This is a genomic window from Methylobacter sp., from assembly GCF_023227905.1.
Lineage (GTDB): Bacteria > Pseudomonadota > Gammaproteobacteria > Methylococcales > Methylomonadaceae > Methylobacter_A.
Genome location: NZ_JALOCF010000054.1, coordinates 21,751 through 32,522, shown reverse-complemented (window position 1 = coordinate 32,522; position 10,772 = coordinate 21,751). Strand labels below are relative to the sequence as shown.

Here is a 10,772-nt window from a genome sequence, read left to right as displayed (position 1 = left end):
GAAAGAACCGCAGTTGAGTTCGAAAGGTATTGCTATTGCCTTGGCTGACGGGATCAGTAGCAGCGATGTCAGCCATATTGCCAGTCAAGCCGCGGTGACCGGCTTTTTGGAAGATTATTTTTGCACTTCGGAAGCCTGGTCGGTAAAGAAGTCGGTACAGCGGGTTTTGATAGCAAGCAACTCATGGTTGCATGCGCAAACCCGGCAAAGCCGGTATTGTTACGATATGGACAGAGGCTATGTCTGTACCTTAAGCGCGATGGTGATCAAATCCACTACCGCGCATATTTTCCATGTCGGCGATACACGTATCTACCGCTTGCATGACCATAATCTGGAACAGCTTACCAACGATCATCGGCTTTGGATTTCACAGGACAAAAGCTATCTAAGTCGTGCTTTAGGAATGGATTCCCATCTTGAAATTGACCATAAAACCCTGCCCGTGGCAAAAGGCGATATTTTCCTGTTTGCGACCGATGGGGTTTATGAGTTTGCCAGCCAGGAATTCATCGTTCATGCCATCTGTGAATCCGGGAATGATCTCGATTCCACCGCCCAAGCGATCGTCGATGAGGCTTACCGACAAGGCAGTACCGATAACCTCACCGTTCAGATCGTCAGGATCGAAAATTTACCCAGACAAAGTGCTAACGAGCTTTACCAGTCGTTAACCGAGCTACCGTTCCCGCCTGTATTGGAAGCGCGGATACTGTTTGACGGCTATACCATTGTCAGGCAGTTACACGCCAGTAGCCGCAGCCACATTTATCTGGCGGTAGATAACGAAACCCACTCGCAAGCCGTAATAAAAACCCCGTCCATTGCCCTTCGGGGCGATCCGGCTTATTTGGAACGCTTCCTGATGGAAGACTGGATCGCCCGGCGCATCAATAATGCGCATGTGCTCAAACCTTGTACACAGACGCGCAAACGCAACTTTTTATACGTCGTCACGGAATTCATTGACGGACAGACCTTGACGCAGTGGATGATCGACAACCCGAAACCGGACCTGGAAACCGTGCGAGGGATTGTCGAGCAAATAGCGAAAGGCTTGAGAGCTTTTCACCGGCTGGAAATGCTGCATCAGGATTTAAGACCCGACAATATCATGATCGATAGTACCGGCACGGTGAAGATCATTGATTTTGGTTCAACGAGAGTCGCGGGCATTATGGAAATGACCACACCGATCAGACACGATAATATTCTAGGGACCGCCCAATATACCGCACCGGAGTATTTTCTCGGGGAACAGGGTTCAGAACGTTCGGATATGTTTTCCTTGGCCGTGATTGCCTATCAAATGTTGACCGCCAAGCTGCCCTATGGTGCTGAAGTGGCCAAATGCAAGACCAAAGCCGCGCAAAACAAATTAATGTATGACTCCTTGCGTTATGAGAATCGCGAAATTCCAGCCTGGGTTGACGATGCGATCAGAAAGGCGGTGCATCCGAACCCTTACAAACGCTACGAGGACCTGACCGAGTTCATTTACGATCTGCGTCATCCGAATCGAGCATTTCTAAACAAAACCCGTCCGCCGCTTTTGGAACGCAACCCGGTAGCTTTCTGGAAAGGCGTTTCCTTTATCCTGGCGCTTATCGTCGTAATATTATTGAACAAGTGATTCAGTGTGGGTGAGAGTGGAAAGAGTAGGGCGTGCCGTCCGCGCCTTGGGAGCCAAAGGCGCGCACGGCACGCCCTACGACGGATACTCCCTGACAAAATGTAATATCTTTTCGCAGACGCAACGATCAGTGAATAACATTGGTTAGTAACTCACTCTAAACCCAATCTCCGCCCCGCGCCCCGGTTCCGGCGCAAAGTTACGCAAGTAAGAGGTGGAGTTACGGATATTCTCGTTCAACAGGTTATTGGCTTTGGCAAACACCATCACATCAGCGCCGTGCAAATCCAGGACTTGGTATTGTGTACCTAGACTCAGCAACAGATAGCTGGCCGTGGCGGTATCGTTGTCGCCCGAATGTGTCTGGGCTTCTCCGCGCGTCAGGCGCAGGTTGGTATTCCACTCGCCTTTGCTGTGATCGAGCTGGAAACCGAAACGCAACGGCGGCATGCGCGGCACATCACTGCCATTGACGAATTGGCCGCGGGTAAAATCGCTGAACAGCGTTAAATCAACCATGCCGTGACGGTTTTGCAGCAACGGAAAAACCAGTTTGCTTTCGTAGCCCATGAATGTGGCATCGGCTTGGCGGGTTTCGAGCACCGGCGCATCGTCTATGAACTCGCCATTGCGTTGCTGGTAAATATAATCGCCCGCCCAATTATGAAACAGGTCAATCTGGGCCTTGACCCAGTCCGCTTTAAATTTATACCCCAAATCCAGGTTGTAGGAGGTTTCTTCACGCAGATTTATATTGCCGACTTCAAAGCTGCGGGTAGCGTCATGATAGCCATTAGCCAGCAATTCCTGCACTTGCGGAGCGCGCTGCGAGCGTGTTATCGCCAAGTTGACGCTGTTGCTGTCGTTTATCTTCCACAAGCTGGAAGCGGAAGCGCTGACCGGCACGTAATTAAGACTGGAAAACCCTTGCGGTTCCAGCGTCGTGTCTTCAACCCGGATGCCGAGTTGGTTAGCAAGCGTCCCGGTATTGAACGATTCCACCGCAAAAACGCCGTAACTGTTGCTTAGCGTTTGCGGGACAATCACTTCACTGGTTGATTTATCAATCGCCGCAAAATCGCCGGCAATGGCTTGAAATCCCACCATGCCGCGAAAAATCCCTAAAGGATTATGAGTTAGCTCCAAACGGCTCTCATAGGTTTTATTGGTAAAAAAAGAGCCCGGCTCACCATCAGCAATTTCGGTATGTTTGTAATCGGTATAACCCAGCTTCATGCGCAGGGATTCAGCAAATTTAAACGGATCTTTTAATTCGCTTTTAAAATCGTATTTATCTTGCTTGAGATCGATACGCGCCGTTTCCCCAGTGCCGTCAGGGGCAATACCGTAATTATTTTCCAGACGATTGATGGAGACGCCGGCAAACCCCGGATCGCCGACCAGAGAAACGCCGGCCGAACCGCTGATTGCGTCAGCGGAGGTATTGTTGATGTAGCCTTGGGTGTTTTGAGTAACCTCCAACGTCGGATCGGTCGCTTGCGCGGCGGCGACATCAATGGCCGAGCCCCCGATGTCGAGATTATTGCGGTCGCGGTAAAAACCGTCCAGATGGTAGGCCAGGTTACCTTTGCCGCCTTCTATTTTCATGACCGTGGACGTTTCGTCGGAAGTCGAGTCGAAACGCTGCTCAAGCGCACCGCCCAGCAATTTGTCCGGGAGCTTACCCGGAATCCGGTTGTCGATCACATTGACCACGCCGCCAATTGCGCCGCTGCCGTAGAGCAAGGTAGCGGGGCCGCGCAACACTTCGACGCGCTCGGCCAGCAATGGCTCGACGCTGGTGGCGTGATCAGGGCTTATTGCAGAGACGTCATTGCTGCCGATGCCATTATTTAATACTCTCACACGCGGTCCGCTTTGACCGCGAATGACCGGGGTGCCGACGCCCGGACCGAAAGATTGACTGGTAATGCCCAGTTCGTTTTTCAGTGTTTCTCCAATGCTGCGCCCGACTTTCAGACGCAACTCCTCATCGCTCAACACAGTGACCGGAACGGCAGATTCGGAGGCTTTGTCTTGCAACGGCGCGGTGACCACAACCTCATCTAACTCTTGTACATCTTCTTCGGCCGCATAAACTGCCGGTGCTGCCGCAGTCGTCGATAGCAAGAAAAAAATGGCGGTTTTTTTATTCATCTGATATCCAAGTATTCAGTGGAAAATAAGGAAATTTACGACAACCACGCTTATAAACTCATTACTCCTGGTGGTAAATAAGCATGGAACGGTATTTTGCATTAAATGATATGTTATAACATAACATATGACAATGGTTATTTGTGTTCAAAAGTCCTTCAGATGGGACATGGGGGAAACAGGAGCTGCCAACTAAAGACGAGAAAGTCGGTCTGGAGTACAGGCTTTGCCTACAAGGATGTAGGTAAGGAGCGGAAGCAGGAGCGGTTGCCGAGGCGAAACTTGCACTCCACGGTCCTAATCCTGCCCAGCTTAGGTTGGCAGCCCAAATGGCTACCCGAAAGACATCCTCAACGAATCAATCTTGGTCGTCGTCATGAAGCGCCGCACATTTAACGCAGATGCCGCGAACTTCTATGGCTTTACTGTGCACGACAAACCCGGCTTGCTCAAGCTCTTGCGACAAGGCTTGCATAACTTCAGTGGCGGGGCGTTCCTCGACTTCATTGCAGTGCTTACAAATCAACAGCAACTGCTCGTGTTGATGACCGGAACTGCTGCAACCGACAAAAGCATTGAGGCTTTCGACCCGGTGGATCAGGCCTTGCTCGATCAAAAAATCCAGCGCACGATAAATCGTCGCCGGTTTTGCACCGTTTTTCAGGGGCTTGATACGGTCCAGCAACTCATAAGCCTTGACGGCCTTATGGCTGTCCCAGATCAGTTCCAGCACTTGGTGACGGATAGGCGTCAATTGCACGCCGCGCACCACGCACAAATGCTCGGCAGTATCCAGAGCCTCGGTGACGCATTTTTGGTGGTCGTGTTCTGAAGAATGGGGATGGTTGTGGCTAGCTTCGGCGGATGTGTTCATTGCAAAAACGTTTATCTGAAATCGAATGTTATATTATAACACCCACTAGAGTTTAGCAATTTAGCCTTTCAATGATCAATAGATGTAGAGATATGCCTTACCACATTTTCAAACGTAGCCTGTAGCAGAGGAATACGGAGTAAAGACCTTCCAGGTTTTCAAAACCTGGAAGGTCTGCTGGAAATCCTAAACCAATCGCCCCCACAGATCATATTCGTCCGCTTCTTCCAGCTCGACATCGACGAAGTCGCCGACTTTCAGGTGCGTTGCGCCATCGATAAACACTTGGCCGTCGATTTCCGGCGCATCGGCTTTGCTTCTTGCCACCGCGCCTTCCTCGACCACTTCATCGATCAAGACTGTCTCGATTCTGCCTACCCTTTTTTGCAACCGCGCCGCGCTGATTTCCGCCTGATGCGCCATAAACCGCGCCAGGCGTTCCTGTTTGACTTCTTCCGGGATCTGGTCGGGCAACTCATTGGCGGCCGCGCCTTTAACCGGCGAATAGGCAAAACAGCCGACCCTGTCCATTTGCGCTTCGCTCATAAAGTCCAGCAACTGCTCGAATTCCTGCTCGGTTTCGCCGGGGAAGCCGACGATAAACGTGCTGCGCAAGGTAATATCGGGGCAGATTTCGCGCCATGCTTTGATGCGCTCCAAATTATTCTCGCTGGCCGCAGGACGCTTCATTAATTTAAGAATGCGGCTGTTGGCGTGTTGAAACGGAATGTCCAGATAAGGCAGGATTTTGCCTTCGGCCATCAATGGAATCACTTCATCGACATGCGGGTACGGATACACATAATGCATCCTGATCCAGATGCCTAAATCGCCCAATGCCTCGGCTAACTCATAAAAGCGGGTTCTGACCTCACGGCCTTTCCAGTCGCGACTTTGGTACTTCAAGTCCAGGCCATAGGCGCTGGTATCCTGCGAAACTACCAGCAATTCCTTGACCCCGGCATTGGCGAGACGTTCGGCTTCGCGCATTACGTCATCAACCGGCCTGCTGACCAGATCGCCGCGCATTGAAGGGATGATGCAAAAAGTACAGCGATGGTTGCAGCCTTCGGAAATCTTCAAATACGCATAATGTCGCGGCGTCAGCTTGATGCCTTGCGGCGGCACCAGACTAATAAATGGATCATGCGGCGGCGGCAAATGCTCATGCACCGCAGAGACAACTTCTTCGAGGGCGTGCGCGCCGGTGACTTTTAAGACTTGCGGATGACGTTCCCTGATTTCGGCTTCCCTGGAACCCAGACAGCCGGTAACAATGACCTTGCCGTTTTGGGCCAATGCCTCGCCGATGCTGTCCAGCGATTCTTCGACGGCGGCATCGATAAAACCGCAGGTATTCACTACGACCAGATCGGCGTCCTGGTAAGTCGGCGAAATGGTGTAACCCTCGGAACGAAGCTTGGTTAAAATTCTTTCGCTATCGACCAGGGCTTTGGGGCAACCCAAACTAATAAAACCAATTTGTGGAGCAGTCATTTAAATCTCAGGTAATGTTCAAAGGGCGCTAGTTTATAGGAGTAGGTACTCAAATAAAAATTTAAAAGAATTCACCACGAAGAACACGAAGTTTTATTTCTTCGTGTTCTTCGTGGTGAACTAAATATTCTGATTAGGGATTTTCCTTGATCGCACTCGGATGGCGGATCAACATGAAGAAATGCCCCTTGCTTTTGCTCAGCCAGCCGCGCACTTCAATGGTTTTGCCCTCATAGTTGTCAACATCGGGAAATAAATTCAACCACTTATTTTCGATACGCGCCTCAAATGCATCGGTAAACTCCAGATAAGTCGATTTTCGGGTTTTACGAATGCTGGTCACCTTGCCTACCAGACGCGTCCAGCCCGGATGCCCGGCTTCGGTAAGATCGGAAACCGGTATTGCTGCATACTCCGGCCTCTGCCAAATACCGAGTTTGGCCTGCTCTGCCTGGTCCTGACCCTTAACCAGCTCGTCGACATAATGCAGATTTGGGGGATAAATACTGACAGCCGCCAAACCCGCCGCAACCAGTTGCAGATTAATGTGCTCGCCTTTTTCGGTGAATAAATGCGCCAGCGTTCTGCCGTATTTATCGGTTTTTTCCACGCCCACCTCCAGGCGGACTCTGGTGTTTTTCAGCTTGTCGGTCAGCCAGCGTTTGGCCTCGTCCCCGCCCGCATCGGCCAGTTTGTCCCGGTGCTGAACCTCAGGTGTATTAATGCCCAATAAACGGATTTTGCGCCCATCTTCCAGCACGACGGTATCGCCATCGTAAACCGTCTTTACCGCGTTAAAACCGTAACCCGGTTTTATATCGACTTTTTTTGAGTCGGCAACCGGGCGGTCGGAAAAATGCTTGCTGCCGCGCGCATCCTGCCATTGATAGATTTCCGCGTTAGCCCAGCCGGGCAAACACAACAATAAAGCCAGTAAAATTCTCATGCCCTACCCTTATTTTCTATGCATCCATTTAGGAGATATCGCTCCAAAGAACGACGAATTAATCAATCGGCCGGTATTTTAGTGCCTGCCGGATTCAACGCAGCATCAAGCTTTTCCATATCCAATTCATTTTCCCACTTGGCGGCAACCACGGTAGCAACGCCGTTACCGATAAGATTGGTTAAGGCGCGGGCTTCGGACATGAAACGGTCGATGCCCAAGATAAGCGCAAGCCCCACGACAGGAATAGTCGGAATGACCGAGAGCGTTGCCGCAAGAGTGATAAAGCCGCTGCCGGTCACGCCTGCGGCGCCTTTCGAGGTAAGCAACAGCACCCCGAGCAAAGTCAGCTCCTGCGTCATGGTCAGCGGAGTATTGGTGGCCTGGGCGACAAAAATCGCGGCCATGACCAGGTAAATCGAAGTGCCGTCGAGGTTGAACGAATAGCCGGTAGGAATCACCAATCCGACCACCGGCTTGGAGCAGCCCATTTTTTCCAGTTTGACCATGATGCGAGGCAGCACCGATTCCGAGGACGAAGTGCCCAACACGATCAACAACTCATCCTTGATATAAACAATAAATTTGATAATGCTGAAACCGGTAAATCGGGCAATCAGCCCGAGCACGATAAAGATAAACAACAGGCAAGTGAGATAAAAACTGCCCATCAAGCTTGCCAGCGGCACCAGTGCCGCAACGCCGTACTTGCCGATAGTAAAAGCCATCGCGCCGAAAGCACCTAGCGGCGCCAGCTTCATAATGGTTTCGACGATGCCAAACAGTACGTGTGAAATCTTGCTGATGAAGACAACTACTTCCGCCCCCGTTTCTTTCATGGCCGCCAGCGAGAATCCAAACAATACTGAAAATAACAATACCTGCAATATATCGCCTTTGGCAAACGCATCGATTACGCTGACGGGAATAATATTGAGTACAAAATCGACAGCGCTCTGGGTCTTGGCAACGGCGGTATAAGTCGTAAGGTCTTTGGCGTCCAGAGTGCTTGCATCAATATTCATGCCTGCGCCCGGTTGAATGACATGCACTACAACCAGACCTATGACCAGCGCCAGCGTGCTAACGACCTCAAAATAGAGCAGCGCCTTTATACCGACCCTGCCCACCTTATCCAACTCCTGCATGCAGGCGATACCGGTCACCACCGTGCAGAAGATAATCGGCGCAATGATCATTTTAATCAGCTTGATAAAACCATCGCCGAACGGCTTCATGGCGATGCCGGTTTCAGGGTAGAAATGGCCGAGTAAAATGCCGATAACGATAGCGGTCAGAACTTGTAAGTACAGGTGCTGATAATACTTTTTAGCGGCATAAATAGCTGGCACTGATAACCTTCTGTTTGATGAAATAATGTAAATGACAAGGATTTGTTTAAGCTTATGGCTGATAGGCTTTTTGCAGCATTAAAACACTGCATTTAAGCGACGGCAATCCAGCCTTAAAAAGAACATGCTGATTGTCTTTGGAAGCGTCCGGTTTAATTAGACCATTTCAACATAGGGAGAGCGCATTTTCACGGTGGTTAATTTTAAGGAAAAATTGTTATTTAAGTTCATAATTTTGATGAATTAATGTTAATAACTGATGTTACGCAGTCAGTTGAATTTAGATTGCTTTAACAAAGGTGTCGCTAACGCGACGCTTATTTAAATCGGGTTCTCGCACCCGAGGGCGAGATACTTTTCTTTGCTCCGCCAAAGAAAAGTATCCAAAAGAAAGGCGGCCCGATTGCCGCTTGCGTCCTGCGCTCCTCGCTTTTGCCGAGGGTCAGCAGAAGGGGCTCCTGCCCCTCTGCTGACGTGCGGCCTCCTTGCCGCACCCCTCACGGGCCATTCTCGGCAAAAGCTCCGGTGCTCGGCGCGGCAAACGGGAAAAGTACACCCTGTGCGCAACATCAGTTAATAAAAAAATGATCATTCTCGGGCTGAGTCCGTATTTCCTAGGAAGCTAATAAATGCCCGCTCCGATCAGCAGGTTTTAATCGATATAATTCCGGTTAAATTGATGATAAATAAATTTATCTAAATAAATAATCTTATCCCTTTGTTGATGTGGCCTGTTTTTACGGTTAACCTTGACCGATAAAAACAATGATCTTGCGAAACAATGGGAATGGGCAAAAAAATATTAATTTCCTGGCTCGGAATTACCGACCTCAAAGCAGCCGGTCAAATTCCCTCAATATCTGATGAAATCATTGGCGACGGCCCGATTCTTGGCGCCTTAAAAACGCTTGCCTTCGATGAGCTGCACTTAATACACGAGCAAGAACAATCCAAAGCAGATGCCTATATTAACTGGCTCGCTGAACACGCCACCCTAAAAGTAGTTTCCATTAAATGCTCGCTACGCTCCCCGATCGATTTTGGCGATATACACCGCGTTATGGATGGTTATCTCGAAAAACTGACGGCGAAGGAACCAGGTTTGGATGTCAGCATTCATCTGTCGCCAGGTACACCGGCAATGACGGCCGTGTCGATACTGCTGGGCAAGACCAAGCACAACACCCGGTTTGTACAGTCCACCAAAGAACGAGGCGGCGAGTTTGTCGCCATTCCCTTTGATATTTCCGCTGAATATATTCCGCAATTAGTCAAAAACGCAGACAAAAAACTAACCGAGCTATCCTATTCAGAAGCGCCGTTGTCCGCCGCTTTTTCCGACATCATCACCCAGAACCCGGAACTAAAAAGAACCCTGCTAAAAGCCGAGAAAATTGCAGTGCGGGATGTGCCGGCGTTAATCATGGGAGAGTCCGGAACCGGAAAGGAGCTCTTCGCCAAGGCGATACATAACTCCAGCCTGCGTAAGGGCAAGCCCTTTATCACCGTTAATTGCGGTGCAATTCCTAAGGATCTGATCGATTCAGAGCTGTTCGGCCATGTGAAGGGGGCGTTCACCGGCGCAAGCAGTCACAAAATCGGCTATTTTGAAGCGGCTGATGGGGGTACCCTGTTTCTTGATGAGTTCGGTGAGCTGCCGGAAGACGCCCAAGTCCGGTTGCTTCGCGTACTGCAATCGGGAGAGATGAGTAAAGTGGGCGATAGCGGTTCAATAAGAGTGGATGTCCGTATCATTGCCGCGACCAATCGCAACCTGGCCGCTGAAATTACTACAGGCCGATTTCGGGAAGATCTTTTTTATCGCGTCGCGGTAGGCATCATTACCTTGCTGCCGCTAAGAGAAAGAACCGGCGATATCGCTATGTTGGCGGATTATCTGATGGATAAAATCAATCGGGAAGCCTCCAATCAACCCGGCTATATCAATAAAAAAATTTCTGTTAAAGCAAAAAATATTATCTTGAGTTACCCATGGCCGGGTAACATAAGAGAATTGCACGGCACGCTACTAAGGGCTTCGATATGGGCGGACACCGGGCTAATCACCGAGACCGACCTTCAAGAAGCCATGATTGAACGGCCTCAGCAAGCCACAACCTCGGAACTGCCTGCAATAGGCGGAGGCGTTGACGTACAACAAGTTTTAGACGCCGTAAAAAGAAAATATATTACTCAGGCACTTAAAAAAACGGCTGGAAGTAAAAAAGAAGCGGCAGAGCTTTTAGGTTTGCCCAACTATCAGACCTTATCGAACTGGATGGAAAAACTGGACATTCAGTAAAGTTGGCACAC

General features: G+C 50.0%; 7 protein-coding genes. 2 read left to right on the top strand and 5 right to left on the bottom strand.

The annotated features are described in order from the left end of the window. On the top strand, positions 1-1,633 hold a 1,633-nt coding region (locus tag M0R47_RS17840; RefSeq protein ID WP_292557302.1), incomplete at its 5' end, for a bifunctional protein-serine/threonine kinase/phosphatase. Positions 1,634-1,777: 144 nt separating this feature from the next. Here the strand turns inward: M0R47_RS17840 and M0R47_RS17835 are convergent. The 5 genes from M0R47_RS17835 to M0R47_RS17815 all read right to left on the bottom strand — a co-directional run bounded on the left by M0R47_RS17835 (position 1,778) and on the right by M0R47_RS17815 (position 8,459). After that, positions 1,778-3,790 carry a TonB-dependent receptor gene (locus M0R47_RS17835; RefSeq protein ID WP_292557300.1) on the bottom strand — a complete coding sequence of 671 codons (2,013 nt, stop codon included), beginning with the start codon at positions 3,788-3,790 and terminating at the stop codon, positions 1,778-1,780. A 358-nt stretch (positions 3,791-4,148) separates the two neighbouring features. Then, complete coding sequence (locus M0R47_RS17830) at positions 4,149-4,664, bottom strand: transcriptional repressor (protein ID WP_292557298.1); 516 nt, start codon at positions 4,662-4,664, stop codon at positions 4,149-4,151. 186 nt (positions 4,665-4,850) lie between these two features. Continuing rightward, positions 4,851-6,161, bottom strand: a complete 1,311-nt coding sequence (rimO, locus tag M0R47_RS17825) for a 30S ribosomal protein S12 methylthiotransferase RimO (protein ID WP_292557296.1) — start codon at positions 6,159-6,161, stop codon at positions 4,851-4,853. Positions 6,162-6,294: 133 nt separating this feature from the next. Further along, on the bottom strand, positions 6,295-7,107 hold the full coding sequence (locus M0R47_RS17820) for a thermonuclease family protein (RefSeq protein ID WP_292557294.1): 813 nt from the start codon (positions 7,105-7,107) through the stop codon (positions 6,295-6,297). Positions 7,108-7,169: 62 nt separating this feature from the next. Further along, positions 7,170-8,459: a dicarboxylate/amino acid:cation symporter gene (locus M0R47_RS17815; protein ID WP_292557293.1), complete on the bottom strand. Its 1,290-nt coding sequence runs from the start codon at positions 8,457-8,459 to the stop codon at positions 7,170-7,172. Between the two features lie 787 nt (positions 8,460-9,246). Between M0R47_RS17815 and M0R47_RS17810 the strand changes: the two genes are divergently transcribed. Further along, the gene (locus M0R47_RS17810; RefSeq protein WP_292557291.1) at positions 9,247-10,761 is read left to right on the top strand and encodes a sigma 54-interacting transcriptional regulator; all 1,515 of its coding nucleotides are present in this window, start codon (positions 9,247-9,249) and stop codon (positions 10,759-10,761) included. The last annotated feature ends 11 nt before the right edge of the window (positions 10,762-10,772 follow it).

What these genes read in the sequence shown, in the direction of transcription:
- M0R47_RS17835 (WP_292557300.1), bottom strand. Translation starts at nt 3,790, where the DNA reads ATGAATAAAAAAACCGCCATTTTTTTCTTGCTATCGACGACTGCGGCA.
- M0R47_RS17810 (WP_292557291.1), top strand. Translation starts at nt 9,247, where the DNA reads ATGGGCAAAAAAATATTAATTTCCTGGCTCGGAATTACCGACCTCAAA.
- M0R47_RS17830 (WP_292557298.1), bottom strand. Translation starts at nt 4,664, where the DNA reads ATGAACACATCCGCCGAAGCTAGCCACAACCATCCCCATTCTTCAGAA.
- M0R47_RS17820 (WP_292557294.1), bottom strand. Translation starts at nt 7,107, where the DNA reads ATGAGAATTTTACTGGCTTTATTGTTGTGTTTGCCCGGCTGGGCTAAC.
- rimO (WP_292557296.1), bottom strand. Translation starts at nt 6,161, where the DNA reads ATGACTGCTCCACAAATTGGTTTTATTAGTTTGGGTTGCCCCAAAGCC.